The sequence below is a fragment of the Janthinobacterium psychrotolerans genome, assembly GCF_001677885.1.
In the GTDB taxonomy this organism is placed as follows: domain Bacteria; phylum Pseudomonadota; class Gammaproteobacteria; order Burkholderiales; family Burkholderiaceae_D; genus Janthinobacterium; species Janthinobacterium psychrotolerans.
Window position 1 is genome coordinate 229,712 of sequence record NZ_LOCQ01000059.1, and the last position, 25,897, is coordinate 255,608.

At 61.8% G+C, this 25,897-nt stretch carries 23 protein-coding genes and 1 pseudogene; 13 read left to right on the forward strand and 11 right to left on the reverse strand.

The window, feature by feature from the left end:
• Positions 1-126: 126 nt before the first annotated feature.
• Entirely contained in the window at positions 127-507 is a 381-nt protein-coding gene (locus tag ASR47_RS19505) for a ribonucleotide reductase subunit alpha (protein ID WP_065309446.1), read from the forward strand.
• A gap of 83 nt (positions 508-590) precedes the next feature.
• Here the strand turns inward: ASR47_RS19505 and ASR47_RS19510 are convergent, their stop codons facing one another.
• The 3 genes from ASR47_RS19510 to ASR47_RS19520 are packed head-to-tail and all read right to left on the reverse strand — an operon-like array spanning position 591 to position 3,948.
• Complete coding sequence (locus ASR47_RS19510; protein ID WP_065309447.1) at positions 591-1,298, reverse strand: carbonic anhydrase; 708 nt, start codon at positions 1,296-1,298, stop codon at positions 591-593.
• 12 nt (positions 1,299-1,310) lie between these two features.
• The gene (locus ASR47_RS19515) at positions 1,311-2,696 is read right to left on the reverse strand and encodes a NarK family nitrate/nitrite MFS transporter (RefSeq protein ID WP_065309448.1); all 1,386 of its coding nucleotides are present in this window, start codon (positions 2,694-2,696) and stop codon (positions 1,311-1,313) included.
• 1 nt (position 2,697) lies between these two features.
• A complete protein-coding gene (locus ASR47_RS19520; RefSeq protein WP_065309583.1) occupies positions 2,698-3,948 on the reverse strand; it encodes an MFS transporter in 1,251 nt (416 codons plus the stop codon).
• Between the two features lie 253 nt (positions 3,949-4,201).
• Between ASR47_RS19520 and ASR47_RS19525 the strand changes: the two genes are divergently transcribed.
• The 11 genes from ASR47_RS19525 (at position 4,202) to ASR47_RS19575 (ending at position 13,601) form a co-directional block, all read left to right on the forward strand.
• A complete protein-coding gene (locus ASR47_RS19525) occupies positions 4,202-4,720 on the forward strand; it encodes an SRPBCC family protein (protein ID WP_065309449.1) in 519 nt (172 codons plus the stop codon).
• Between the two features lie 73 nt (positions 4,721-4,793).
• Positions 4,794-5,171, forward strand: coding sequence for a SirB2 family protein (locus tag ASR47_RS19530; RefSeq protein ID WP_065309584.1), 378 nt, complete (start codon positions 4,794-4,796; stop codon positions 5,169-5,171).
• 89 nt (positions 5,172-5,260) lie between these two features.
• Positions 5,261-5,776 (forward strand): hypothetical protein, encoded by a 516-nt coding sequence (locus tag ASR47_RS19535; protein ID WP_150127878.1) that lies wholly within the window; start codon positions 5,261-5,263, stop codon positions 5,774-5,776.
• 27 nt (positions 5,777-5,803) lie between these two features.
• A complete protein-coding gene (locus tag ASR47_RS19540; RefSeq protein WP_065309451.1) occupies positions 5,804-6,157 on the forward strand; it encodes a hypothetical protein in 354 nt (117 codons plus the stop codon).
• Between the two features lie 156 nt (positions 6,158-6,313).
• Positions 6,314-8,608, forward strand: a complete 2,295-nt coding sequence (locus ASR47_RS19545) for a DOMON domain-containing protein (protein ID WP_174551165.1) — start codon at positions 6,314-6,316, stop codon at positions 8,606-8,608.
• Positions 8,609-8,681: 73 nt separating this feature from the next.
• Positions 8,682-8,909 (forward strand): DUF6434 domain-containing protein, encoded by a 228-nt coding sequence (locus ASR47_RS19550; RefSeq protein WP_065309586.1) that lies wholly within the window; start codon positions 8,682-8,684, stop codon positions 8,907-8,909.
• Between the two features lie 19 nt (positions 8,910-8,928).
• Positions 8,929-9,474 (forward strand): hypothetical protein, encoded by a 546-nt coding sequence (locus ASR47_RS19555; protein ID WP_150127879.1) that lies wholly within the window; start codon positions 8,929-8,931, stop codon positions 9,472-9,474.
• An 80-nt stretch (positions 9,475-9,554) separates the two neighbouring features.
• Positions 9,555-10,196, forward strand: a complete 642-nt coding sequence (udk, locus tag ASR47_RS19560) for a uridine kinase (RefSeq protein ID WP_065309453.1) — start codon at positions 9,555-9,557, stop codon at positions 10,194-10,196.
• Between the two features lie 21 nt (positions 10,197-10,217).
• Entirely contained in the window at positions 10,218-10,544 is a 327-nt protein-coding gene (locus ASR47_RS19565; protein WP_065309454.1) for a hypothetical protein, read from the forward strand.
• A 291-nt stretch (positions 10,545-10,835) separates the two neighbouring features.
• Entirely contained in the window at positions 10,836-12,233 is a 1,398-nt protein-coding gene (bcaP, locus tag ASR47_RS19570) for a branched-chain amino acid transporter BcaP (protein WP_065309455.1), read from the forward strand.
• A gap of 87 nt (positions 12,234-12,320) precedes the next feature.
• On the forward strand, positions 12,321-13,601 hold the full coding sequence (locus ASR47_RS19575) for a DUF445 domain-containing protein (RefSeq protein WP_082989049.1): 1,281 nt from the start codon (positions 12,321-12,323) through the stop codon (positions 13,599-13,601).
• Here the strand turns inward: ASR47_RS19575 and ASR47_RS28020 are convergent.
• The 5 genes and pseudogenes from ASR47_RS28020 to corA form a co-directional block, all read right to left on the reverse strand.
• Positions 13,585-13,794 (reverse strand): annotated as a pseudogene (locus ASR47_RS28020) (helix-turn-helix domain-containing protein); the annotation flags it as partial. The gene ASR47_RS19575 and the pseudogene ASR47_RS28020 overlap by 17 nt on opposite strands.
• Before the next feature lie 59 nt (positions 13,795-13,853).
• Positions 13,854-15,554: a LeoA/HP0731 family dynamin-like GTPase gene (locus tag ASR47_RS19580; RefSeq protein ID WP_065309456.1), complete on the reverse strand. Its 1,701-nt coding sequence runs from the start codon at positions 15,552-15,554 to the stop codon at positions 13,854-13,856.
• Positions 15,554-17,752, reverse strand: a complete 2,199-nt coding sequence (locus tag ASR47_RS19585; protein WP_065309588.1) for a hypothetical protein — start codon at positions 17,750-17,752, stop codon at positions 15,554-15,556. The genes ASR47_RS19580 and ASR47_RS19585 overlap by 1 nt, the downstream gene beginning before the upstream one ends.
• Positions 17,753-17,831: 79 nt before the next feature.
• Positions 17,832-18,839 carry a helix-turn-helix transcriptional regulator gene (locus ASR47_RS19590; protein ID WP_082989052.1) on the reverse strand — a complete coding sequence of 336 codons (1,008 nt, stop codon included), beginning with the start codon at positions 18,837-18,839 and terminating at the stop codon, positions 17,832-17,834.
• Positions 18,840-19,091: 252 nt separating this feature from the next.
• Complete coding sequence (corA, locus tag ASR47_RS19595; RefSeq protein WP_065309458.1) at positions 19,092-20,078, reverse strand: magnesium/cobalt transporter CorA; 987 nt, start codon at positions 20,076-20,078, stop codon at positions 19,092-19,094.
• A gap of 295 nt (positions 20,079-20,373) precedes the next feature.
• Here corA and ASR47_RS28225 point away from each other — a divergent pair, with 295 nt between their 5' ends.
• On the forward strand, positions 20,374-22,032 hold the full coding sequence (locus ASR47_RS28225; protein ID WP_065309459.1) for a methyl-accepting chemotaxis protein: 1,659 nt from the start codon (positions 20,374-20,376) through the stop codon (positions 22,030-22,032).
• A 4-nt stretch (positions 22,033-22,036) separates the two neighbouring features.
• On the opposite strand, the gene paoC is transcribed toward ASR47_RS28225, so the two are convergent.
• From paoC to paoA, 3 genes are read right to left on the reverse strand one after another with little or no spacing between them, the layout of a single operon-like run.
• On the reverse strand, positions 22,037-24,235 hold the full coding sequence (paoC, locus tag ASR47_RS19605) for an aldehyde oxidoreductase molybdenum-binding subunit PaoC (RefSeq protein WP_065309460.1): 2,199 nt from the start codon (positions 24,233-24,235) through the stop codon (positions 22,037-22,039).
• The gene (locus ASR47_RS19610) at positions 24,232-25,227 is read right to left on the reverse strand and encodes an FAD binding domain-containing protein (protein ID WP_065309461.1); all 996 of its coding nucleotides are present in this window, start codon (positions 25,225-25,227) and stop codon (positions 24,232-24,234) included. Before ASR47_RS19610 ends, paoC begins: the two co-directional genes overlap by 4 nt.
• Positions 25,224-25,895, reverse strand: a complete 672-nt coding sequence (gene paoA / locus ASR47_RS19615; protein ID WP_082989053.1) for an aldehyde dehydrogenase iron-sulfur subunit PaoA — start codon at positions 25,893-25,895, stop codon at positions 25,224-25,226. Before paoA ends, ASR47_RS19610 begins: the two co-directional genes overlap by 4 nt.
• Positions 25,896-25,897 lie beyond the last annotated feature (2 nt).

Here is a 25,897-nt window from a genome sequence, read left to right on the forward strand (position 1 = left end):
GTATTGGCAGGAAGTCGGTTTTCGGCACCAGGAATGCATAGGCGGGTAGTCACTAATGCCTATGGGCTGGAGCCGTGCGCTGCGGTATATCTGTCGGCCTCGATCATTCACACAGGAGTTAGCATCATGAGCATTACCGATTACGCCAGCCTGGTCGCCAGCGCACGCCAGCAGGACCAGCCTCAGCGATTGCTGTTCACCTTTACGCGCGCCGAAGCCGAGCCTGGCGGCCAGGGCAAGTCGCTCACGCCGGTGCTGTGCGCCGACAAGCTGCCCGAGGAACTGGACAGTTTTGCAGCCTTGCTGGAGGAATCGAAACAGATGCCCACGCACTGGGACGTGGTCTTCGTGGCGGGGCTGGCCGGCAGCGATGGCCAGCCGCCCGCGTCGCAAGCATGCGAAGCGCCGCTGCGCTCCATGGTCAAGGCGATCGAGGAAGGACGAATCGAGAACCTGCTGGCGTTCGACCGCAATGGAGATTTGTTACGGTTCGGTAGGTCGGATTAGCGCGCTAGCGCGTAATCCGACACCACTACCGGCCCACGTCAACATTGTTGTCGGATTACGCGGCGTACCGCCGCTAATCCGACCTACGGAATCGGCCTGGCTTGCGATGAATCCGGCCACGGGCGCTCATGCAGATGGCGCGCCCGCTCGATCGGACACACCAGCGGCAAGAACTGCTGCTGGCGCGCCGAATACGCCATCAGCGCGCCGCTGTCGATATCGAAATACCAGCCGTGCAGCTTCAGCAGCCCCTGCTCCACGCGGCGTTTCAGCCACGGGTAGGTCAGCAGGTTGTCGAGCGACTGCAGGATGCTGGCCAGCTCGCAGGCATGGCGCTGTTCATGCGCCGAACGGTGGCCCAGGTCGCGCCGCACGCGCTGCGCCACCGGCTCGGCGATGCGCATCCACTGCCCCACGAAGTCGGTTTCCTGCCCTTCCGCCCTTGGCTGCGGTTCGAGCAGCGCGCGGATGCCGCCACAGCGCGCATGGCCCAGCACGATCACCCGCGCCACTTCGAGCTTGCAGACGGCGAACTCGATGCCGGAGCTGACGCCCGGCGGCGCGTCCGGCGTACACGGCGGCACCAGGTTGGCGATATTGCGGATCACAAACATGTCGCCCGGGTCGCTGCCCGTCAGCAGCATCGGGGCGACCCGCGAATCGCAGCAGCCGATCAGCAAGGTCGACGGCCGCTGGCCGTCGCGCAGGCTGTCGTACAGGGTCTGCGGCTCGCCGAAGTACTGCTGCTGGAACAGGCTGAAGCCGTTGAGGAATTTTTCCAGTTCTTCCATGATGGTCTCGACTCAGCAGGGCATCGGCGCATTCTTGCGCGCATAGCAACACCAGGTAATCGCGATGCAGCTGACATAAAAGCCGATAAAGGCCCACAGCGCCGCGTCCGGGCTGCCCGTCAGGGCGATCGAGGTGCCATAGCTTTTCGGGATAAAGAAGGCGCCATACGCGGCCACGGCGGAGGTAAAGCCCAGCACGGCCGCGCCTTCCTTGTTGGCGTCGACGATGGCCTGCTCCTGCACCGCCTTCGGCTTGCCGGCTGCTGCGCGCTGGTGTTCGGTCAGGAAGATCACGGGGATCATGCGGAAGGTCGACGCATTGCCGACGCCGGTGCCGGCAAACAGCAACATGAACATCCAGAAGAAGCCGGAAAAACTGCCGCCCACGCCAGCATGCGGCATAAAGTACAGCACGCCCAGCACGGCGGCGATCATCAGGAAGAACGACCACAGGGTGACGCGCGCGCCGCCCAGCTTGTCGGAAATCACGCCGCCGGCCACGCGCGCCAGGGCGCCGACCAGGGGGCCAAGAAACGCGAAATCGAGTGGATTGACGTCCGGGAACTGGATCTTGATCAACAGCGGAAACGCGGCCGAGTAACCGATAAAGGAGCCGAAGGTGCCCGTGTACAGCCAGCACATCAGCCAGTTGTGCTTGCGCTTGAAGATTACCGCCTGCTCGGAAAACGAGGCCTTGGCCGAGGCCAGGTCGTTCATGCCGAACCAGGCCAGCAAGGTCGACAGCGCAATGAACGGCACCCAGATAAAGCCGGCGTTCTGCAGCCACATCGCCTTGGTGGCGCCGGCCTTGGTCCAGGTCAGGGACTCGCCGCCCCAGGCGCCAAACACCGCCATGGTGATCACCAGCGGCACCACGAACTGCACCACCGACACGCCCAGGTTGCCCAGGCCAGCGTTCATGCCCAGTGCGAAACCCTTGCTCGCTTTCGGATAAAAGAAGCTGATATTGGCCATCGAGGAAGCGAAATTGCCGCCGCCGAAGCCGCACAGCAGCGCCAGCACCAGCATGGTCGGATAGCCCGTGTTCACATCCTGCACGGCAAAGCCGATGCCGATCGCCGGGATCAGGAGCGAGCCGGTGGAAATGGCGGTCCAGCGGCGGCCACCGAAGATTGGCACCATGAACGAGTAAAAGATGCGCAAGGTGGCGCCGGACAGGCCAGGCAAGGCGGTCAGCCAGAACAGCTGGTTGTTACTGTAGGTAAAGCCAATATTGGGCAGGTTCACCACCACCACGCTCCACACCATCCAGACGGCGAACGCCAGCAGCAGCGCGGGGATCGAGATCCACAGATTGCGCCCGGCCGTGGCCTTGCCGGTCTGTTGCCAGAAGCTGGGCGTCTCTGGCTCCCAGGTATTGATCATATAGCGGCTCATATTACGCTCCTGCGAGTTGATTATTGATAGGTTGGACATTGGCCGCGCGTTGCGGCTTGAAGGAAAAATGCATCCAGACGAGCGACACGCAGACGGTGCCGTACAGCAGCATGAACGCGCTCGAACGCACGCCGGTGATATCGACCAGGGCGCCGAACATCACCGGCAGCACGAAGCCACCGAGGCCGCCGGCCAGGCCCACCACGCCCGAGACGGCGCCGATATTGTCGGAAAAGTCGTCGCCGATAAACTTGAAGACGGATGCCTTGCCCACCGCCATGGCGATGCCGACCACGAACAGCAGTACGGTAAACAGCAGCGGCGACAGGCCGACATGGAAGGCCAGCGGGCCGGTGACGGTTTCGATCACCATCTGCGTTTGCGGATACGACAGCAGGAAGAAGCACACCCAGCACACCCACATCACGGCCCAGGTCACTTTCGCCGCGCCGTATTTGTCCGAGATCCAGCCGCCAAAAGCGCGCAGCACGCCGCCGGGCAGCGAGAAGCAGGCGGCCAGCAGCGCCGCGTGTTTCAGGTCAAACCCATATTCGGCCACGTAGTATTTGGTCATCCACAGCGCCAGCGCCACATAGCCGCCGAACACCACCGAGTAGTACTGGCAGTAGCGCCACACGCGCGGGTCTTTCAGCACCCTCATTTGCGAGGCAAAACTTTCACCGGCGGGTGCCAGGTGCGATTTGTCGGTAAATGAAAACAGCCAGAAGATGATGGCCGTGGCCAGCATGGCCACCGCGTACACCTTGGGCAGCATCTGCCAGCCGAATGCAGCGACGATGCCGGGCGCGACGAACTTGGTCAGGGCCGAGCCGGAGTTGCCGGCGCCGAAAATGCCCATCGCCAGCCCGCGCCGCTCTTTTTCGTACCAGCGCGCCACGTACGGCGTGCCGACCGAGAAGGAACCACCGGCCAGGCCGACGAACATGCCCAGCACCAGGAAATGCCAGTAGGCGGTGGCATAGGAAATCAGGTAAATCGGCACCACGCTGGCGAGCATCAGCAGGAAGAACACGCGCCGTCCGCCGTATTTGTCGGTCCAGATGCCCAGCGGCACGCGCACCAGGGAGCCGGTCAGCACCGGCATGGCGGCCAGCAGGCCGAATTGCGTCTCGCTCAAGCCCAGGCTGGCCTTGATCGGGATGCCCAGCACGGCAAACATCATCCAGACCGCAAAGCAGATGGTGAAGGCGAAGGTACTGCTGACCAGCACGGAAAACTGCCTGCGCCGGATGCCGGGCGCGCCGGCTTGCCTGGTACTACTGTTATTGTTGTTGCCATCTAAGGTAGCCACGATGCTTCTCCATGAATGCACTGGCCGTCTGGCCAGCCGTCCCGACCAGCTTACGTGGCGGGCGCGTGCGGCACTATCGGCCACAGGGTGGTTTTGGGAAGGCAATCTGAATAGAGGGGTCGGCAGAAGTGACTAGGCAAGGTGGCGGTCGCTTGCATCCTGGCGCGGTTGCGCCTATAAACAAGGAAGGTGGATGGCCGATACTGTCGGCGAGGAGATTGCCATGCGCAAGACCGCACAGATCCAGGCCCGCGTGTCCATGCTGATGCATGCGACACCGGCGCACATTGCCCATGCCTTCACCGACCCCGGACAACTGGCCAGCTTCTGGCTGGCATCGAGCAGCGGACCATTGACCTTGAACAGCAGCGTACATTGGCGATTCATGGTGGCCGGCGCCGAAGTCGACACCATCGCCACCCGCATCGACGCCGACTGCGGCCTTGCATGGGATTGGTCCGACGGCACGCACGTCGATATCTCGCTTGAAAAACTCGATGGCGGCGCCGTGGCGGTGACCTTGATACACGACGGCTTTCGGGGCAGCGCGGAAGACATCATTGCCGCCGCGCTCGACGCCTGCGAGGGCTACGCGCTGGTGCTGGCCGACTTGAAAACACTGCTTGAGCAAGGCGTTTCCGCCCGTATCGTGCGCGACAAGGCACGCCTGATCGCGCGACGCAAAAACATTGCCTTTGTGGCAGGCGATTAATTCCGACGACCTATGGCGTCCGGCGCCAAAGCCCGCTATGCTGGCGCCACCGTCAACGCCGGAAAAGTCTTTCATGGATTACCTGAGCCTCAAGCATTTCCACATGGCTTGCGCCGCCACCAGCGGTGCGCTGTTCCTCTTGCGCGGCGCCTGGATGCTGCGCGCCTCGCCCGCGCTGCAACAGCGCTGGGTGAGAATCGCACCCCACCTGGTCGACACGGCCCTGCTGGCCAGCGCCATCACCCTGGCCGTGTGGAGCGGCCAGTCGCCGGGCAGCCAGCCCTGGCTGACGGCCAAGCTGTGCGCGCTGCTGCTGTACATCGTGCTGGGCACCATCGCGCTCAAGCGCGGCAAGACGCTGGCCGTGCGCGCCACCGCGTTCGCCGCCGCCCTGCTGGTGTTTGCCTATATCGTGGCGGTGGCCGTGACGCGCCAGCCCTGGCCGTTCTAATGCGCGGCGTGGTCTTTCGGGCAATGCTACTATTTCGGGCATCACCAGCCGGCCACCCTGGCCCTGCGTCCCCCCCTTGAAAGGCAATCATGCTCTTGTCCGAACTGCTGACCCGAATGACCTGCGGCGACCTGGAAGGCGAAGAACTCGAGGCAGCCGTGACCGCCATCACCGGGGCGCCGTCGCAGCCCCTGGAAGACTGGGTCGACAGCGATGCGCAGGCCTATGCGCTGGAGATCATCAACCAGCTCGGCGGCTATATTGCCTCGAGTGACAAGATCGACGAGCTGCATGAACAGATCCAGGAGATGTTCGAGGAATTTCCCGACTTTCCCTACGAATTGCTCAAGGACCGCGAGCGCGGCGTGCTGCCCTATTACGAATGGCTCGATGGCGAGCTGGCGCAGCGCGCCGTCGACGAAGGCGGCTATGACCTGATCCAGATCGAAGGCTCCGGCACGGATAATATGGACGCGCTGATCGTGTACCGGCGCGACACCGCCGACATCATCCAGGCCGCCGCCCTGATGGGCGTGACCATCGAGCGGCCGCTGGCGTATTTTCGCGGCGTGCAGGCGCAGATCGACGCGCACAAGCACGGGTGACACGGACAGATTGAGGGAAGCAGTCGCATGAGCACGGCCAAATCACCGCAGGAAAAGAAGGCGCTGAGCCTTGCAAAGGACCGCCGCAACCTGTACGGCGAAAGTCCGCATTCTAGCCGCAAGAACATCAAGCGCGGCAAGCAGAACCAGCACCAGGAAGAGCGGCGCACGGCCAACCAGGCGCTGGCGCTGATCAATGCCGGCAGCTCGGAAGAGCAGATGATCGCGCATGAAGTGGCGGCCGAGACCCGCGCCAGGCTGCACCGCCTCGATGGTTTCAAAAAGGAGGCGGACCGGCCGCTGGGCGACTTTATCGAGCGCCAGCAGGAACGGCGCGAACGCAGCGGCATGCTCGACGGGCAGCCGAAGCGCGATGGCTGATGTCCGCACCCTGCCCAGGCCTTACGCCATCACGAATGGCTTCGGCTTTGATCGTGGCCGCAAATGCACTTGCCTAAATAATATGGACTCGCGTACACTTGCAGCCCCAGCCACCCCACACTCGCGCGCGTGGCTGCATCGACTGCTAGGGATCTGGTGCCATCCATCTTCAATACCAATAGCAAGCTGATCTCGGCGCTGCTGCTGGCCAGCGCCGCCGCCACTGGCGAAGCCAGCGTGCCAGGCGCGGCCGCCCTGCCCGCCATGGTGAGCGCCGGCGCCCTGCCACAGCTCGACGGCGTACTGGACGACGACGCCTGGCGCGACGCGCCCGTGTACGACACTTTCCACGAGTACCTGCCCGAAAACGGCCGGCCCGCGCCGCCACAGCTGCGCACCACGGTGCAGGTGCTGGTGGCTGACGGCGCGCTGGTGTTCGGCATCCGCGCCTGGGACAACGCGCCGCACCAGCGCCAGGACGCGCTGGCACGGCGCGACAAGGTCGGCATGGACCAGGATTTTATCGGTATCTGGCTCGACCCCACCGGCCACGGCCGCGCGGCGCAGTTCGTGCGCATCAATACGGCCGGCGTCATCAGCGACGGCATGTACCGCGCCGACGAGGACCTGTCCGACCTGGGCCCGGATTTCCCGATCGACGCGGCCGTCAGGCTGCTCGACGATGGCTACAGCATGGAAGTGCGCTGGCCCCTGTCCAACCTGCGCTTTCCCTACGAAGGCGGCAAGACCTGGCGCGCCATGATCGAGCGCAGCGTGCCGCATGCGGGCGGACTGCTGCTGACCAGCACTCCCTTGACCGGCGACGCCCTGAGCCATATCGCCGTGCTGCAGGACATTACCGGCATGGGCGCCACGGTCGCTGGCGTGCGCGACCGGGCGTTTTTGGAACTGAAACCCGAACTGACCATGCGCGCCACCCGCGACGACGACGCCGATGGACTACGCCGCGCCAACCGCGCCAGCCTGGGCCTGGAAGTGAACGCCCGTCCGCGCGCCGACTGGGTCTTCAATGGCACGCTCAACCCTGATTACTCGCAGGTGGAAATCGACGAGCCGACGTCCTCGGGCGCCAGCCGCATTGCGCTCAGCCTGCCCGAAAAACGCGGATTTTTCCTCGAAAGCGCCGACGTGCTGGGCCTGCCGCTGGCGGCGTTTTATTCGCGCACCGTGGCCGACCCGCAGTGGGGCTTGCGCGCCACCTGGCGCGCCGCAGCACTGGACGCCACCGCCATGAGCTTGCGCGACCAGCCCGGCGGCGTGGTGCTGCGCGGCGGCCCGTATGAAACGGCGCAATACGACCAGTCGGCTCGCACCCTGGCCAGCCTGGTGCGCGGACGCTGGCATGGAGCTGGCCTGCTGCTGGGTGCTTTCGCTTCCCGTCGCGACTATGGCCGCGACGGCGCCAATACGGTGTTCGGGCTTGACGGCCAGTGGCGTGGCGACGGCCAGCAGGCGGCATGGCTGCTGATGCAGTCGAACAGCAATGTCGCACTGCGCGACGAGGGCCTGCCCGCGCAGCGCACGGCCACCCGCCGCGGTGTGTATGGCTGGGGCAAATTCACGCACATCAGCGACGTCTGGTGGAACGACGCGGCCTTCGAAGCGAGCAGCGGCGGCTTTGTCAACGACAACGGCTTCGTGCCGCAAACCGGCGTGCTCAGGTTTGAGGTCAACCTGAACCGCCGCCTGGGGGCGCAGCGGCCGGCCTGGAACGGCCTGGCGGTCGACTTGTACGAGACCGAAGCGCATCTGGGCCTGCATGAAATCCGCACCGTCGGCGACAGCGTTTCGGGACAAACCGGCGGCCAGGTGGTGGAGCGCAAGCTGCAGCCCGGTGTCTGGTTCCGTGGCCCGCGCCAGCTCAATTTCTGGGCCAACCTGGGCTTCGACCAGCAGCGCGCCAACCGCCTGGGCCAGTTGCACGATACGCGCGCCCTGCACTTCGGCGTCGAATCGTCGCCCCTGCCCTGGCTGCCCAGGTTCAATGCCGAAGTGACCCTGGGCCGCCAGCTCGACGTCGACGCCGACCGCGTCGGCCGTGGCGGCAATGTCACCCTGGACCTGGGCTGGCGCCGCGCGCTGCCCAATGGCTGGGCGGTGGAACTGGACCAGCGCTGGAACCGCGCTTGGGTGCAAGGCACGCTGGGCCAGCCGGCGTTTGTCGACACCGGCTGGCGCATGCTGGCCATGCTGCATTTCACGCCCGCCGATTCATTGCGGCTGCTGGCGCAAAACACGGCCGGCGAACGGCGCGACGACGGCGTCACGGCCCTGGAACCGTGGGCGGAGAAGCAGCTGCACCGCTCGCTGCTGTATCGTCATTTGTGGCGCCATGGCCGTTCGATGTCGGTCGGCTACTCGCGCGACCGGACAAGGATGCCGGCGGTCACGAACCAGGCGCTGACCGTCAAGTTTCAGTGGGAAGTGTAAAGCGGAGTCATGAAAATGCGTTACGCCAGGACTTCTCGTCAACAGCAGGCATGTGATACCGATGGAGCAAACGATGACATTTGACTGGCACGGCGGCGTCATATCGCACGCGACTGAAATCGACGCAGGCTACAGGAACACGCAAAATGTGCGGCGTTTTTTGCTTGCGCAATGCGGCGCGCAATTTCGCTTTGACAGAGCGCTGATGGCCTGGATAGGCGATGGCGGCGCGAAAACCATGGGCGATGTGGTGACCGAATGGAAGCGCCGCCACAGCATGGTCCAAGTACCAACACAATAGCTCGAAAGGAATCAAGTCAATGCCTATTCCAGACATGTCGCCGCATCATCTGCAGCGCGCCTGGCAAAGCGCAGCCCGCTGCGACGCCTTGATGACGCCTGAGGAATCGATGAGAGCCTATCGCCATGACCCGGCCTGGTCGAACGGCATTGCGATGGCCAGATTCGACAACGGCGCCGGCGACCACGTCATCGGTTTTTTCACCGCTGAAGGCAAGGCCGTGCTCAAGGGCTTTGACCACGAGTCGGAACTCAGTCCCCATGCGCAAGATGAATATGCGGTCTGGCCCGGCATCTACGACGGCCTGCCGCAAGAGCTGCTCGACTTGCTGCACCACGAAGCGGTCGATCATGAAGACGTTACCTTCTGCTGCTGGAGCGTCGACGGCGTCTCCTGGAGCACCGGCACCGCGCAGATAGCGGAAAACATGGAGGATGGCGCCGGCTGGCTGCTGCCGATGGTGCAGATGGACGCACAGCAGTTTATCGAGTGGGCAAAACACTATTATGGCGATCAGTTCGGCAAAATCGGCGAAGCCGGCCTACTGGCGGCGTTTGAAAAATAGCTGGTCAATATGAGGGCTGGACGTCATCTTGCCGCCACCGGCCCCTGTCGGTTCGCGCGCGCTTCCGGTATCATGCGGGGATGAACCAGATCCCTTTCCATCCGTTTGTTATTGGTGTCGCTGGCGGAAGCGGCAGTGGCAAGTCCACCGTATCGCAGCAAGTGCTGGCGTCTTTCGGGGCCGACATGGTCTCGGTCGTGATGCAGGACGATTACTATTGCGACCAGACCCACCTGCCCCCGGAAGTGCGCCCCCAGCAAAATTACGACCACCCGCAGGCCTTCGAATGGCCCTTGCTGGTGCGCCACGTCAAGGCCTTGTGCAATGGCGAAGCGATCGAAATGCCAGAGTACAACTTTACGCTGCACAATCGCTCCGACAAGACCATTGCCGTCAAGCCGGCGCCGGTGATCGTCATCGAAGGCCTGTTTGCCCTGTACGACGAAGACCTGCGCAACATGATGTCGCTGAAGATCTTTGTCGACACCGCCTCGGACGTGCGCTTTATCCGCCGCATGCAGCGCGATATCACCGAACGCGGCCGCTCGGTCGAAAGCGTGGTCGAACAATATCTGGAAACCGTGCGCCCGATGCACAAGCAGTTCATCGAGCCGACCAAGCGCAATGCCGACATCATCCTGCCGCATGGCGCCAACGGTCCGGCGGTCGACATGATTACCACCAAGGTGGCGAGCGTGATCGGCAAGTCGAAGCGGGCCTGATACGACGCCCAGAAGCAGGCCGTGCTCGCCAAGCTCGACAAGATTTCGCCGGCGGAAATCTATCAGCGTCTGGCGCCAGCGCTAACCAGCGTCATTTCCGCCGACACGGCGACCGAGATGACCCGCTACTACAACACCGCTTGTGGCAAGCAGGTCATCTACAAGAAGTACAACTCCGGCGCCCAGCTGATCATGCCGGGCGCAACGAAAGCCGTGCCGCCGGAAGAAAAGGAGGAGCGCAAGCGCGCCGCCTATGTCAAGGCCAGCCAGGAACTCGACGAGGCCGAACCTGCAATCGAGCACGAAGCGTTCAAGCTGGTGCAACTGATTAACAAGGAAAAGCGGTAATTCGGCAAGCGCCCCGGAAAACAAGCTTGGGGCAAGCGGCGGTGGATGGCCAACAGCGGCTATGTAAGGCAAGGAAGCCGCAACGCCGCCATCGGCATTTTCTCTGGCCCGCGCGTCTGCGGCCCGCTGTTTTTCAATCTTCACACTCACTGCAACAATAAACAACCCCCGCACACCATTTCACACTTTACTTCAAGAATACCCCTCCCCTGCGCTAGAATCTGGCTGCACCTGGCCACCCACGAGGCGGCCACGATGACAAAACCATTATAAAAACGCACGGGAGTGACAGTGAGCTTATTGAGAACCAAAAACCTGGACGACATGATCGCCCACAGCAAAAAGCCCGGCGGACTGGCCAAGGTACTGGGGCCGTTCGACTTGGTGCTGATGGGTATCGGCGCCATTGTCGGCACCGGCATCTTTGTATTGACGGGCACCGGCGCGCTGACGGCCGGTCCTGCCCTGTCGCTGTCGTTCGTGATCGCGGCCGTGGCCTGCTGCTTCGCCGCCCTGTGCTATGCGGAATTTGCCTCCACCGTGCCGGTCGCCGGCTCGATCTACACCTATACCTACGCCACCATGGGCGAACTGGCGGCCTGGATGATAGGCTGGGATCTGCTGCTCGAATATGGCCTGGCGGCGGCCGCCGTCTGCGTTGGCTGGTCCGGCTATTTCCAGTCGCTGATCGCCGGCTTTGGCATCGTGCTGCCGGTGGAGCTGACGGCCGCACCGGGCGCCTTGCCCGGTGTATCGACCTGGATCAATCTGCCGGCGCTGGTGATCATGCTGCTGCTGACGGCCATGCTGGGCTGGGGCGTGCGTGAATCGGCGCGCCTGAACAACATCATGGTGGCCATCAAGATCGGCGTGGTGCTGCTGTTTATCATTTTCGGCGCGCGCCATGTGCAGCCGGCCAACTGGCAGCCCTACATGCCATTCGGCATGACCGGCGTGATGAGCGCGGCGGCGCTGGTGTTCTTTGCCTTTATCGGTTTTGACGCCGTCACCTCGGCCGCCGAGGAAGTCAAGAAACCGTCGCGCGACCTGCCGATCGGCATTATCGGTTCCCTGGCCGTGTGCGCCGTGCTGTATGTGGTGGTGTCAGCCATCATGACGGGCATCGTGCCGTACCAGAAATTCCTTGGCGTCGACCATCCGGTGTCGCTGGCGCTGCAATATGCGGGCGAAAACTGGATCGCGGGCTTTGTCGATCTGGGCGCCATTCTGGGCATGACCACCGTGATTCTGGTGATGGCATTTGGCCAGACCCGCATCATCTTCGCCATGTCGCGCGACGGCCTGCTGCCGGCCCGTTTGTCGAGCGTGCATCCGCGCTTCCAGACGCCGTTTTTCGCCACCTGGCTGGTCGGCATCGTGTTCGGCCTGATCGCCGCCGTGATCCCGCTCAATATCCTGGCTGAACTGATCAATATCGGCACCCTGGCCGCCTTCACCCTGGTGGCGATCGCCGTGGTGGTGCTGCGCAAGAAGCGCCCTGACCTGCCGCGCGCCTTCCGTTGCCCGGCCGTGCCGGTGATCCCGGCGCTGGCCGTGATCTTCTGCGTGGCCTTGATGAGTTACCTGAGCCTGGTGACCTGGATCGCCTTCGGCATCTGGCTGCTGATCGGCCTGGCGATCTACTTCGGCTACGCCCGCAAACGTTCGCTGCTGCACCCAAAAGCCTGATTTTCGTGGTCAACTGCGGCGTGCGCGACAGCCCTTGTCGCCCGCCGCAGTTATGATGGCGCTCTCTACCTCAAGAAGAGTTTCGCCATGCCCCCCGCTCCCATTCTCGCCGAACCACGCAGCGCCGACCAGTTGAAGCGCGACCGCCTGCGCACCATGCAATGGGTCGCCGTCGGCCTGCTGCTGGCCGCCGCCCTGCTGTTTGCGCTGGCCCGCTCGCAGCGCGCAAGCCATCCCGCCTGGGGCTACCTGGAGGCGTTTGCCGAAGCGTCGATGGTGGGCGCGATCGCCGACTGGTTTGCCGTCGTCGCCCTGTTCCGCCATCCGCTGGGCATCCCGGTCTGGCATACGGCGATTATCCCGAACAGCAAGGACAGCATTGGCCAGAGCCTGGGCGCCTTTGTGGAAAACCATTTCATTACCGAGCAAGGCATTGCCGAACGCATCGCCCAGGCAGACCCGGCAGAACTGCTGGGCGCCTGGCTGCGCGATCCCCTGCATGCACAGCAACTGGGCCAGTCCAGCGCAGGGGTCGCCAAACAGCTGCTGTCCATGCTCGACCATGAGCACCTGCGCGAACTGGTGCGCAGCAAGGCGAGCGCCTACCTCGGCCAGCTGAACCTGTCCAGCGTGGCGGCCGACTGCATCGACGCCCTGATTGCCGACGGCAAGCCGCAGGAGCTGCTGGACTTCGTGCTCGACAAGGGCGCCGACTATCTGGCCGACGAAAGCCACCATGCGGCCATCGGCGACTTTGCGCTGAACGCCTTCCATATCGAGAACAAGCTGGTCAAGGCGGCGCTGGTGCTGTACGAAGCGCGCATGATCCGGTCCTTGCAGGAATTCGTCGTTGCCGTGCGCGCCGACGCGCAGCACCCGGTGCGCTCGCGCCTGTCAGGCTGGATCGGCGACAGCGCGCTACACCTGAAAAACGATCCCCGCTGGCAGGACACCGTCAGGCAGTACCAGCAGCAGGCATTGGCCAGCGACAAGGTGCAAGCCATGCTGGGCGAGGCCTGGGATAGCCTGGTCGCACGCCTGCAGGCAGACCTCGACAGCGAGCAGCCGGCGCTGGCGCGCGCCATCGCCAGGCTCGCCGGCAATACCGGCAAGGTGCTGGGCAGCGATGCGACAGCCAGGCAGTGGCTCAACGACACCATCGTCGCCGGCAGCAGCGCGCTGGTGCGCCGCTACCGCGGTGAAGTGGGCGCGTTTATCGAAAGCCGCCTGGCCCTGTGGAGCAAGGACGAAATGAGCGAGCGCATCGAACTGGCGATCGGCCGCGATTTGCAGTTTATCCGCATCAACGGCACGGTGGTGGGCGGGCTGGCAGGCCTGCTGATCCATACTGTCAGCCAGGCGTTCTGACTCTCGGCGCAAGCCGGTCGGCGTGACAGAAGCGTTGCCGGCAGGCGCCCGGACTGGTGTCGACCAGGCGCCGGAAATGCCGGCGCAGCGATTCTTCCGAACCAAAACCGGCCAGCTCGGCCACCTGCGCCATCGGCGTGGCGGGCGACTCCTGCAAGTCCCTGGCCAGCGCCACCCGTTCGCGTATCAACCAGCTGCAATGAAGGTTTTTACTTAAAACTGCCTCCACCGGTCTGCCGAGAGCATGACGAGCTACATGGCCGAAAATTCCACGTCGATCGCTTCGCCGGTCATGCGCCACGCATGGAATTTCTCTCGCTGCTGCTGACGTTGCGCAACATCCTTGCGCACCGCCTCGACATCGCCGACCAGTGTCACGTAGTCGCTGAAAAAAGTTTCATTAAACGCGGGATCGTCAATCAGGGAAAGCAGCTCAGCACGCTGCTGCCCGAAGTTGGCGACCATGGTCGCGCGCAGCTTCGTGAACTGTTCCTGGCGTTTGGCCTGCTCCAGGCTGTCCCATGCTTCCAATGCCAGCCCGGCAATGGCAAATACGCCATTGATATTTTTGGCAAGATTCGATGCGCCCCATGGCTTGAACTTCAGGTATTTACCCAGATCCAATCCCACCATGTTACCGATGTTAACCAAGCCGTCACGCGCACCAAGAACACTCTTATTGTTGATCAAATTATTACTACGCACATAATCGATACCCTGCTTGCCATACTGTTTGATCATGCCGTTGAAATGACTGACTTCGGAGTCAAACCCGATTTGTATCTTGCTCACTTCAAGCGCGGCCGATTTCAGAGTACGCTGGAAAATGTTTTTCAGCCGTTCGGACACGATAATACCTTCGCTGCCGACCTCACGTTCAAAAAATTCGCCTGCTGTTTCCATCGTCACACCTTGGGCCTGCAGGATAAGGTCTGAAAAATACTCAAGAACTGAAGCCCGCAGGCGAACCTTGGCATCGACGATCTTGCCATCTGTAACGGCAAGCTGTTTCTTCAGACTCAGGTTCATGTCTTCCAAACGGGCCAGTTCCGCCGCCAACTTTTCATCGGTGGCCACAGCAATCGGCATTTGCCGGGTCAGCACGTCGCGGATGATGCTCTTCCTAGTTTCGTCGGCGATTGCGACGGCCCCGCCATTGGCCTTGATTTTTTCGGATGTTGCTGCCTGCAAGGTGGCGATGTGCGAGAGCGCCTTGAATTGTTCCAGGTGGCCCAGCCAGTGATTGACGCCCATATCGAAGGGATTGGCTGCTACGCCGACGATGGCCAGCGCGGACGATTCTTCCGCAGTCAGCCCGATCAGCTCAGTCAGCCGGCTGACCACACTGGCACGTTTGATTGACAGGCTTTGCTTGTGTTCCTCGACATCGGCCACATCGGCCACTTCATCGAAGCGGCTCAGCACAAAAATTGTGCGAGGCAACAGGTTCAGCGTACGGAACAACCACCCCAGATCATCCTGATGGCTTTCCTTGATCGGATTGACCGGATTCATTACGTACAACACGAGGTGCGCCTCGCTGACGTATTTCTTGGTGATGTCCTTGTATTTTTCGATCGCTTGCGTGTCGGCGTTAATTTGCTCCTTGAATCCGAACAGCCCAGGCGTGTCTATCAGTTCAAAACCCGCGCCCACATCATAAATCACCACTTCGTTCGACGACTCGCGGTGACTGATTTTCATGCTTGCCTTGTCCAGTTGCTCCATCCAGGCAGCGGCAATCGAGGTTTTGCCTTCCGAAAAACCGCCAACCAGCGCAATCCTCAGCTTGTCACCAGAAACACTCTGCAGTGCGGTTTCAAGCTTGTTCCGGGTATTTTCTTCGATCTCGACGCCCGCTTCCCGGCCTTGCTGCAAAAATGCCTGCAGTTTCTGCAAAATCAGCAGCGCTTGTGCCTTTTTTGTTTGGAATGCATCCAAAGTAGTTTCCATTATGTAGACGCCTTTTCAATGTTGTGTGACATGGTTTTCAATTTGATTTCTGATTCGCTCAACACAAGGATGATGCCATCGACTTGCTTGACCGGTTGCCTGACCGCCGACTTCAGCGCGCTCATCTTTTCCTCAAGTTGTGGCCATGCCTCCCCCAGACTTTCGTCCAAGGACTGGCGCAGCTTGCGCACGACTTTTGACAAGTTTTCGGACACGGCCTTGCGCTGTTGCGCCATTTTGTAGTCCTTGCTGAAAAAACCAGCGACCGACTTGGCGACACTTACCAAAGCCGTCACCGCGCCAACGGCCACTATGGCCCAGCCGGCAGGATTCCAGAATGTCAACGCGATACCCACTACGGCACCAATCAGGCCTGCCACCTTGATGCCATTGTCGATATCGACTTTCAGTCTGAATTTGCGGTCTGCGCCCTTGATCTGTACATTGCCGTAGGCGTCGAACAACTCCTGCGCAAATTCATGGAAACGCTCGATCACCTCCCTGGTCTCGTCCTGGAAACGCGCCACCTCTTCCTGCAACAGGCTGGAAAACTGCAGGACCAACTTTTCTTGCCCGTCTCTGATGCTCATCTCAAGCATGTCCCTGAAATCATCGTTATCGATGCCGTCCTTGATTTCACTGTCGGTGGTGCGGCGTACCTCGCTACTGAAATTACTGATGACATCCTCGCAACGCGCATCGAGCTGGCTTCTCAGACCGTTGAAAGCCAGTTCCAGCTGCTGCTCTGCCTGATCCGCATCCTTGTTCAACTTCACGCGAAGTGGCCGGAAGGAGCTACGCAGCAACTCGTCCACCTTGGCGCCGGCTTGCCTGACCACCTGACTGGCCTTGTTGAAGTTTGAACGGATAATTTTCTGCCGATAATCGCGCACCATCTCGACCGTCAACAATTGCTGGAATGCGCGAACCCCGGATTTTTCAAGCAATTGTGCACGGCTGTAATCAGACAGGAACTTGGCCTGGCTTTTTGCGTGGGGAGATTCAGGGACCAGGCAACTGGCCGCAGCCAGGAAAGCTGGCTGGGCACTCAACGTCACCGTACGGGCGTAGTTTTTGCCAAGATACTCGAACATTTTCTTGTCCAGGTCATCGAGGCTGCCCTGTTCATCATCGGAGACCAGGCTGGCTTTCTGCAAGGCTACCGGGTTGGTCAGCCGTTTGTTGAACAGCGTCCAGACTTCGGTTTGTGCGTTCAGGTGTTCCTGAATTTTTTCCAGCGTTCCCTTGTTGCCAGCATCGCCTTGTTGCGGTGGCGCAGCCTTGCTCGTCACGTAAAACACCGCATGCGCCGTTTTCACGGCAGAGAGTATACTGTTTATCACCGCGCTTTCATGGCCTTCGATACCGGGCACGTCCAGTAAGGCAAATTGCTGCCCGTGAGCGACAAAGTCATAACGTTGCGTTGTACGGGTGAAATCGGCGCGCCCGTCGCCAATAATCGCGCCATCTGCCGTCGCAGCCAACTGCCCCATCGATTCATGCGCGCGTTTCTCGGCGTGGACAGTTGCATCTGCTTGCTGTCGGGCATCTGCCTGGCGTTTTTGCAATTGTGCCAATGCCTGTGCTTGTTCCGCCTGATGGGCGCCAACAGCTGCGGTGAGCTGGGCATGCTCTTTCTCTTCAGAAAGTTTGGAAAACAACTGGACGAATTTCTGCCACAACGAGGCCTGCTGCTTGAGTTCAGCGACTGTGCGTGCCAATTTGTCGCGCTGCGCCAACAAGCCAGCTTGCTTGTTGCCGGCCTCCTGCTGCAATGTCAAATGCTCTTGTTCCAGCTGCGTGATGATCTGCGTCGCCTGGGTCACTGCCACCGACAACTGCGCCAGATCGGCAGGAGTAATACCGAGCTTTGCCTGCAACTCCTTGAAGTCCTGTTGCTGCTGCAATTTACCTTTCTCATTCAGCAAGATCCTGAGTGTCTCGATCACGGTTGACTTGCCCGCATTCGTTTCACCGTACAACGCAATGGTGAAGGTCTGCCATTCGGCATTGCCATCAAGCTCGGCCAAATTGGTTTGCAACTGGTCGAGCATTACGTTCAGTTGCCCGACACCTTCCTCGCGAGCCTTTTCCAGCGCCGCATCCCCGGCAGGATGGTTCAGGCTGCTAATAAGTCCCTTTATCTGCTTGCTTACGGCACTGAAAATATCTTTTGGGTTCGGTAAATCAAGACTCATCTTTTCGTCCTTTAGATCAACATGCCACATCATGCGGCAACTAGCGACAATAGCTGTCGCAGCAATATTATTTGGAAAATCAGTGATAGGCGTCCACCATCAGGCGCGCTGTCTCGGCCATCTCACTACGCAACGTCGCCGGTTCAAGCACCTCGACGCTGGCGCCGAAGCCCAGCAGCCACCAGCGCAGCGCCTGCGTATTGGGCACGGTTGCGCGCAGTACCAACGAGCCATTTTCTGCCCGCTCCAAGGTTTGCTCGGCATGTATCGGTGTTTCATACAAGTGAGCGCCTGCCGTGCTGGAGAAGATTGCATGCAGCATTAGCGGAGTTCCGCTCACGATGCCGAAGTGGCCCGCCGCAATATATGCGTCGAGATTGAAATCAGGGCATGTGCGAGCAGATTCGTAGCGCCGTTCGGCGTGTACGATGCGGTGCAGGGCCAGCATGCGGATGTCGGTGTATTCGGCAAACATGCATATCAGGTAAAGCACGCCAGCCCGTTCGGCAATTGCCAGTGGATGGACGACGGGATAGGTAACCGCCCTGGTGGCATCGCGTCGCCGGTAGCTGAGCATAAGCTGGCAATCCTGCATCAGTGCTTCGTACACGATATCGCGCGACGCTTCATCTAGCACCGGCGGCAATAGCGGCAACATCGACGGAATGTGACGTATCTTATCCAGCCACGCATTGGAAGACAGGGCATCTCCTGCCGTGGCCAGGGTGCGCGCGGCAGCTGCGAAATGCGGGCGCAAAGCGTGTGCCGTGTGCGGTGGCAACTGGTGGTGCAGATGCTGCTCTACCAGTTTGAGGGTCAGCGCTTCGGGTATGGTAACGCCAGGAATGCTGAAGGATGGCGCATCACGCCGCCAACTCCAGCCAAAAGGTTTGTCACGGTCATCGACTTCAAGTGCAAATACCTCACGCAAGGCTTGCAGATCACGTTGTACAGTACGCACAGTAACTACGTAGCCAAGATTTTTCAAGCGCAAGCAAATGTTTTCTACCGACTCCTTGCTGGGTGCCCGTGGAATATCCTGGAGCATGTGCCAATGACGTAACAATGACTGCTGATTCGTTGCCACGAAAGTTCCTTTTGCTTTTAGACTAACGCGGCATTTTATTTCCTACGGGAATTTTTAGAAAGAGCTAAACAATATTTATTTATTTAGAACTAATATGGACAACTTTTTTCGTGTTCTATTGGAAGATGTGGCACTTTCAACGAACACAGCTGAAACGCTCCGGCATTGACAGATATGACTGATGCGACCATCACGCAATGATCTCCTCCTGCGCCCAGCACAAGCGCCGCAGGCAGCCATGAGATAATCGAATTACAACCACCCTTCGCGCTTGAGCCGCCGGTGCAGGAAATAACAACCCGCCACGATCACCGCCATCACCGCCGGATAGCCGCCGCGCCACTTCAGCTCGGGCATGAACTCGAAGTTCATGCCGTACAGGCTGAACACCATGGTCGGCACGGCCAGGATGCCGGCCCAGGCGGCCAGACGCTTGACCACTTCGTTCTGGCGGATCGAGATCTGGCCCAGCGCCACCTGCATGGCGGCGTTGACCATTTCGCGCATCTGGTTGGCGGTGTGCGTGACCCGTTTGACGTGATCGAGAATGTCGCGGTAATAGATGCGGTTTTCCTTGGGAACGATATCGCCATGAAAACGAATCAGCTGGGTGCAGATTTCATGCAGCGGGTTGACGGCCGCGTCGAGTTTGAGCAGTTCGGTTTTCAGCTGGTAAAAATCCTGCAGCTTGTCTTCGTTCAGGCTGGGCTTGAACAACTGGGTTTCATATTGCTGGAACTTGGCCTGCAGCATGTCGATGCAGGGCTGGTACTGGTCGACGATAAAATCGATGATGGAATACAGCACGTAACCGGGGCCGCTGGCCAGTTTCTCGGGCACGGTTTCCTTGCGCTCGCGCAGCTTGGCGTAGCCGGCCGAGGGGCCATGGCGAACGGTAATGATGAAGCGGCAGCCCAGGAACACATGGGTTTCGCCGTAGACGATGGCCTGGCCGTCCAGGCTGGCCGTGTGCATCACCATGAACAAAGTGTCGCCGTATTCTTCCAGCTTGGGCCGCTCGTGCGCGCCTTCGGCGTCTTCCACCGCCAGCTCGTGCAGGCCGAAGGCCGTTTGCAAGGCCTGCATGGCGGCGCTGTCGGGGCCGGCCAGGCCGATCCACACAAAACAATCGGGATCGCCGAGAAAATCGCCGACCTTGTCGATGTCGAAGTGGGCGAGTTTCTTGCCGTGACGATAGGCTTCGCAATTGACGACGGCGGCGTGCTGACTCAAGTCCATGGTATGCGTACTGGCTGCTGGGGAGGACGGCCAGTATAGCGGAAAAGAAAGAAATTTCTCTTAATCGTTTCACAATACAAGGGAACCTCGCGCGGTGTTCCTCCTCGCTCTCAATAGCGGCAGCTTGCGTTCAACATCCTATTGCGCGACTGAGCATGACTGTCTGCAACATCAAAGCAATAATGATTTTTCAACAAATATAATTTCCCCAATGTAATGATTGCGTCACACTTGATTGCTATGCTGGCTTTCATCAGCAATCCGTCAGTCGCCAACCGAAAGCGCTCCCCACATCATGAAATTCCTCCAGTTGAAAACCGGACCACGGGTCCTGATCTCGTTCGCCATGGTGCTGTTCGTCATGGCTTGCATTACCGGCATCGCCCTGTGGCGTTTGCATGCGGCCAATGACAATACCGATTACCTGGTCAAGGACAAGCTGGCCAAGCAGCAGCTCGCGTCCGAACTGCTCGGCACGGCCAAGCTCAATGGCAACAGCGCGCTGTCGATCGCCAAGAGCGACAGCCTGGAAACGGGCGAATATTTCCAGGCCCAGCTGACCGCGGGCGACAAGGCCGTCGAGCGCCTGATGGCGCAAATGAAAGCTCTGCCCAAGAGCGCCACCGAGGCGGCGCTGGCCGATGACGTCGCCAACAGCCACAAGGCCTATCTTGCCGTGCGCAAGCAGGTGCTGACCTTCAAGGACCAGGGCCGCACGCAGGAAGTCGAGCAATTGACCGGCACCACCATGAAAACCACGTTCGGCGCCTATGCCGCGGCGCTGGCCAAGCTGCTGGACTACCAGACCAAAGAAGCCAACGCGCTGGCTGCCGCTTCGGCCAGCCAATATGACAGCAGCGTGGCCACCCTGCTGGCCTTTGGCGCGCTGGCGCTGATCACGGGCGCCGCACTGGCGTGGGCGATTACGCGCAGCATCGTCGTGCCCCTGCGGCATGCGGTCAATATCGCCGAGCGCGTCGCCAGGGGCGATTTGCGCCATGTTGAAGTGAAAGAAAGAAACGATGAGGTGGGCCAGCTGCTCAACGCCTTGCACAATATGACGGTGCGCCTCGGCGAAACGGTCAGGCTGGTGCACGATGGCGCCGTCACCATCGACACCGCCTCGCGCGAACTGTCGACCGGTAACCTGGACTTGTCGCGCCGCACCGAGCATCAGGCAGGCGCGCTGCAGGAAACCGCCTCGTCAATGGAAGAGCTGACCGCCGCCGTGAAAGGCAACACCAGCAACGCGCGCCAGGCCAATGAATTGGTGCTGTCGGCTTCGCAGGTGGCAAAAAAGGGGGGCAGCGTGGTCGATGACGTGGTCGACACCATGGATGCCATCAGCGCGGCGGCGAAAAAGATCGTCGATATTATCGGCGTGATCGACGGCATCGCGTTTCAAACCAATATCCTGGCGCTGAACGCCGCCGTCGAAGCGGCCCGGGCCGGTGAACAAGGACGCGGCTTTGCGGTGGTGGCCGGCGAAGTGCGCAACCTGGCACAGCGTTCGGCCACGGCCGCGCGCGAGATCAAGCAGTTGATCAATGCCTCGGTGGAAAAGATTGAAACGGGCAGCGTGCTGGCCCATGCCGCCGGCGACACCATGACGGAAATCGTCGCCAGCGTGGAGCGCGTGACCGGCATCATGGCCCAGATCGCTTCGGCCAGCGCCGAGCAGGAGTCGGGCATCGGTGAAATCAACAGCGCCATCACCGCCATCGACAATGTCACCCAGCAAAATGCGGCCCTGGTCGAAGAAGCGGCCGCGTCGGCCGAGTCGGTCCACAGCGAAGCGACCACCCTGCTGCGCGTGGTGGGCTTCTTTACGGTCGATGCGGCGGTGGTGTTGGCCGAGGAGCAAGCGCACCCTGCCACCAGCATGGCGCGTCCGGCACACCGCAAGCCGGCAGCATTGCGCTTGCCGGCCGGCGGCGCACCGGCATTGGGTTAGTCCATCAAGCCACGGCCGGCAGCTTGTCGAGCAGTTTGTCCAGGGTAATCGGATACTCGCGCACCCTGGCCCCCGTGGCGTTATGGATGGCGTTGGCGATCGCCGCCGCCACGCCGCAAATCCCGAGTTCGCCCACGCCCTTGGCCTTCATCGGCGACGACATCGGGTCGGTTTCCTCCAGGAAGATCACGTCCTGGTGCGGAATGTCGGCATGCACCGGCACTTCGTAGCCGGCCAGGTCGTGGTTCACAAAAAACCCGCCGCGCTGGTCGACCACCAGTTCTTCCATCAGGGCCGCACCGGCGCCCATGGTCATGGCGCCGATCACCTGGCTGCGCGCCGACTTCGGATTCAGGATACGGCCGGCAGCGCACACGGCCAGCATGCGCCGGATGCGCACTTCGCCCGTGTAGCTGTCCACGCCCACTTCGACAAAGTGCGCGCCGAAGGTCGATTGCTGGAATTTCTTGTCCAGGTCGCCGTACTCCATGAAGTCTTCGGCGACGATCTCGCCATCCTTGGCCGCCTGCGCGATCGGCACGTCGCGCTCGCCGCTGCTGACCAGGCCGTCCGAAAAACGCGCCTCGTTGGCATCCATCCGCAGCTTGCCGGCGATCGCCTGGCGCAGTTTCACGCAGGCCGCGTAGACGCCGGCGGTGGAACTGTTGCCGCCCCACTGGCCGCCGGAACCGGCCGAGACCGGGTAGTCCGAGTCGCCCAGCTTGACGACGATCTTGTCGAGTTCGACACCGAGCATTTCAGCGGCCGTCTGCGCAATAATCGTGTAGCTGCCGGTGCCGATATCGGTCATGTCGGTTTCCACCGTTACCACGCCCTGGGCGTTCAGGCGCACGCGGGCGCCCGACTTCGTCACCATATTGTTGCGCAAGGCGGCGGCCACGCCCATGCCGACCAGCCAGCGGCCGTCGCGCTTGCTGCCTGGCGTGGCGCCGCGGTCTTTCCAGCCGAACTCGACAGCGCCGGTGCGCAGGCAGTCGATCAGGCGGCGCTGGGAAAATGGCCGGCTCGGCTTTTCGGGATCGACCTTGGTGTCGTTCAGGATGCGCAAAGCGATCGGGTCCATCTTGAGTTTTTCCGCCAGCTCGTCCATGGCGATTTCCAGCGCCATCAGGCCCGGCGCCTCGCCCGGCGCACGCATGGCGTTACCTTCGGGCAGGTCCAGCACGGCCAGGCGCATCGCCGTCATGCGGTTGGCGCCGGCATACAGCAGGCGCGTCTGCATCACGGCTGTTTCAGGCTTGCCGCCTTCCAGGTCGCCCGACCACGATTCATGGCCGATGGCCGTGATCTTGCCGGCGCGCGTGGCGCCGATGCGCAGGCGCTGGATGGTGGCGGGCCGGTGCGTGGTGTTGTTCATCAGTTGCGGACGCGTCAGCGCCACCTTGACCGGGCGCTGGGCGGCGCGCGCGCCGAGCGCGGCCAGCACGGCGTCGGACCGCACGAACAGCTTGCCGCCAAAGCCGCCGCCGATATACGGCGAAATCAACCGCACTTTGTCTTTCGGAATACCGAGGGTCAGGGCCACGTCGCCGCGGCTCCAGTCTATCATCTGGTTCGAGGTCCAGACCGTCAGCTGGTCGCCTTTCCAGGCAGCGATCGAGGCATGCGGCTCCATCATGGCGTGCGACTGGTCAGGCGTGGTATACATGGCGTCCACGCGCACGGGTGCGGCGGCAAAGGCGCCGGCAAAGTCGCCCACCCTGGTGTCGGGCTTGTCATCCTTGGGCCTGGTGGCCGAACTTTTCGCCGCCGCCAGGTCGTACTTGCCCTTTTTTTCCATATATTTCACGACGATCAGCTGCGCGGCGGCGCGCGCCTGCTCGAACGTTTCGGCCACCACCAGCGCCACGGCCTGGTGGTAATGCTGGATCTCGGGGCCGCCCAGCAGCCTTGCGGTATTCATCTTGCCCTTGCCCAGCTTGCCCGCGTTCTCGGCCGTGACCACGGCCAGCACGCCGGGCGCACGCAGGGCGGCGCTGGTGTCCATGGCGGTGATGCGGCCCTTGGCAATCGCCGCGCCCAGCACATGGCCATAGGCGGCGTTGGGCGCCGCGTCGTTCTGTTCATAGGCGTACGGCGCCGTACCGGTGGTTTTCAACGGTCCTTCGATGCGGTCGGTGGCGCGCCCGATATAGCGCAGCTTGTCGATGGGATTGGTGGTGGCAGGCGTGGTGAATTTCATGATGTCGCTTTCTGCGCGGTAGCACGCGCTTGCGTGGGAGCTCCACTGAGCACTCCATTGAGCACGCCAGCCAGGGTGCGCTGCACCAGGGTGGCCTTGAAGGCGTTCTCTTCGGTCGGCCTGGCGCCGGCCAGCAGGATCTTGCTGACGGCGGCGGCGCCCTGGCCCATGGCCTGGTCGGCTTGCGCCATGCGCCATGGTTGCGGCGCCACCCCGCCCAGCGCCACGCGGCCCGAGCCGTCCGGCATGACCACGGCGGCCACCGACACCAGCGCGAACGCGTACGAGGCGCGGTCGCGCACCTTGGTATACACCTGCGTGCCGCCCAAGGGTTTCGGCAGCGTCACGGCGGTGATCAGTTCGCCCGGCTGCAAGGCCGTTTCGATATGCGGCGTATTGCCCGGCAAGCGGTAAAAGTCGGCGATCGCAATGGTGCGCGTGGCGCCATCGGGGCGCACGGTTTCAACGGCGGCGTCGAGCAGGCGCATCGCCACCGACATGTCGGAAGGATGGGTGGCGATGCAGGCGTCGCTGCCGCCAATGATGGCCAGCTGGCGGCTGAAGCCGGCGATCGCCGGGCAGCCACTGCCGGGATTGCGCTTGTTGCAGGCCTGGTTGGTGTCATAGAAATACGGGCAGCGCGTGCGCTGCAGCAGGTTGCCGGCGGTGGTGGCCTTGTTGCGCAACTGGGCCGAAGCGCCGGCCAGCAAGGCGCGCGACAGCACCCCGTAGTGGCGCCGCACTTTTTCATCGGCGGCCAGCGCCGTATTGCGCACCAGCGCGCCGATGCGCAGGCCGCCGTCCTGCGTGGCGCTGATCTGGTCCAGGCCCAGGCCGTTGACGTCGATCAGGTGCGGCGGCGCCTCGATCTCGAGTTTCATCAAGTCGAGCAGGTTGGTGCCGCCGGCAATGAATTTGGCGCCCGGGGTACGCAGCGAGGCGGCAGCCGCCTCGGCCGGGGTGGTGGCGCGCTGATAGCTGAAGACCTTCATGCCGGCCTCCCTGCAACGTCCGTGATCGCGTCGACGATATTCGAATAGGCGCCGCAGCGGCAGATATTGCCGCTCATGCGTTCGCGCAATTCTTCAGGCGTGACCTGGGGTCTGGCGTTCAGGTCGGCGCTGACATGACTGGGCACGCCCCGGCGGATTTCGCCGAGCGCCGCCACCGCCGAACAGATCTGCCCTGGGGTGCAGTAGCCGCACTGATAGCCGTCATGCGCGACAAACGCCGCCTGCATCGGATGCAGTTTTTCGGGCGTGCCCAGTCCTTCGATGGTGGTGATTGTCGAGCCTTCGTGCATCACTGCCAGGGTCAGGCAGGAATTGATGCGCTGGCCATCGACGATCACGGTGCAAGCGCCACACTGGCCATGGTCGCAGCCCTTCTTGGTGCCGGTCAGGTGCAGGTGCTCGCGCAAGGCGTCGAGCAGGGTGGTGCGCGTGTCGAGCTCCAGTGCATGGGCCTTGCCGTTGATGTCGAACCGCACGCCGGCCATCACGGGCGGCGCCGATGGCGCGCCGGTGATGCTTGCGGCATTGGCAGACTGGGCCGCAGCCATGCCGGGCATGGCCGCCGCAGTGGCCGACAAGGCCCCGGCAATCAGCACATCGCGCCGGCCCGTATTAATATCCTTCATCTTGTTGTTGACCTTGTCCATCC

Excerpts from the sequence above, each read along its gene's own strand:
- paoA (WP_082989053.1), bottom strand. The coding sequence starts at position 25,895 with ATGGACAAGGTCAACAACAAGATGAAGGATATTAATACGGGCCGGCGC.
- ASR47_RS19530 (WP_065309584.1), top strand. The coding sequence starts at position 4,794 with ATGGATTACCTGAGCCTCAAGCATTTCCACATGGCTTGCGCCGCCACC.
- ASR47_RS19555 (WP_150127879.1), top strand. The coding sequence starts at position 8,929 with ATGCCTATTCCAGACATGTCGCCGCATCATCTGCAGCGCGCCTGGCAA.
- udk (WP_065309453.1), top strand. The coding sequence starts at position 9,555 with ATGAACCAGATCCCTTTCCATCCGTTTGTTATTGGTGTCGCTGGCGGA.
- ASR47_RS19540 (WP_065309451.1), top strand. The coding sequence starts at position 5,804 with ATGAGCACGGCCAAATCACCGCAGGAAAAGAAGGCGCTGAGCCTTGCA.
- ASR47_RS19510 (WP_065309447.1), bottom strand. The coding sequence starts at position 1,298 with ATGGAAGAACTGGAAAAATTCCTCAACGGCTTCAGCCTGTTCCAGCAG.
- ASR47_RS19515 (WP_065309448.1), bottom strand. The coding sequence starts at position 2,696 with ATGAGCCGCTATATGATCAATACCTGGGAGCCAGAGACGCCCAGCTTC.
- ASR47_RS19610 (WP_065309461.1), bottom strand. The coding sequence starts at position 25,227 with ATGAAGGTCTTCAGCTATCAGCGCGCCACCACCCCGGCCGAGGCGGCT.
- paoC (WP_065309460.1), bottom strand. The coding sequence starts at position 24,235 with ATGAAATTCACCACGCCTGCCACCACCAATCCCATCGACAAGCTGCGC.
- ASR47_RS19580 (WP_065309456.1), bottom strand. The coding sequence starts at position 15,554 with ATGGAAACTACTTTGGATGCATTCCAAACAAAAAAGGCACAAGCGCTG.
- ASR47_RS19535 (WP_150127878.1), top strand. The coding sequence starts at position 5,261 with ATGCTCTTGTCCGAACTGCTGACCCGAATGACCTGCGGCGACCTGGAA.
- ASR47_RS19525 (WP_065309449.1), top strand. The coding sequence starts at position 4,202 with ATGGCCGATACTGTCGGCGAGGAGATTGCCATGCGCAAGACCGCACAG.
- ASR47_RS19550 (WP_065309586.1), top strand. The coding sequence starts at position 8,682 with ATGACATTTGACTGGCACGGCGGCGTCATATCGCACGCGACTGAAATC.
- corA (WP_065309458.1), bottom strand. The coding sequence starts at position 20,078 with ATGGACTTGAGTCAGCACGCCGCCGTCGTCAATTGCGAAGCCTATCGT.
- ASR47_RS19585 (WP_065309588.1), bottom strand. The coding sequence starts at position 17,752 with ATGAGTCTTGATTTACCGAACCCAAAAGATATTTTCAGTGCCGTAAGC.
- ASR47_RS28225 (WP_065309459.1), top strand. The coding sequence starts at position 20,374 with ATGAAATTCCTCCAGTTGAAAACCGGACCACGGGTCCTGATCTCGTTC.
- ASR47_RS19505 (WP_065309446.1), top strand. The coding sequence starts at position 127 with ATGAGCATTACCGATTACGCCAGCCTGGTCGCCAGCGCACGCCAGCAG.
- ASR47_RS19575 (WP_082989049.1), top strand. The coding sequence starts at position 12,321 with ATGCCCCCCGCTCCCATTCTCGCCGAACCACGCAGCGCCGACCAGTTG.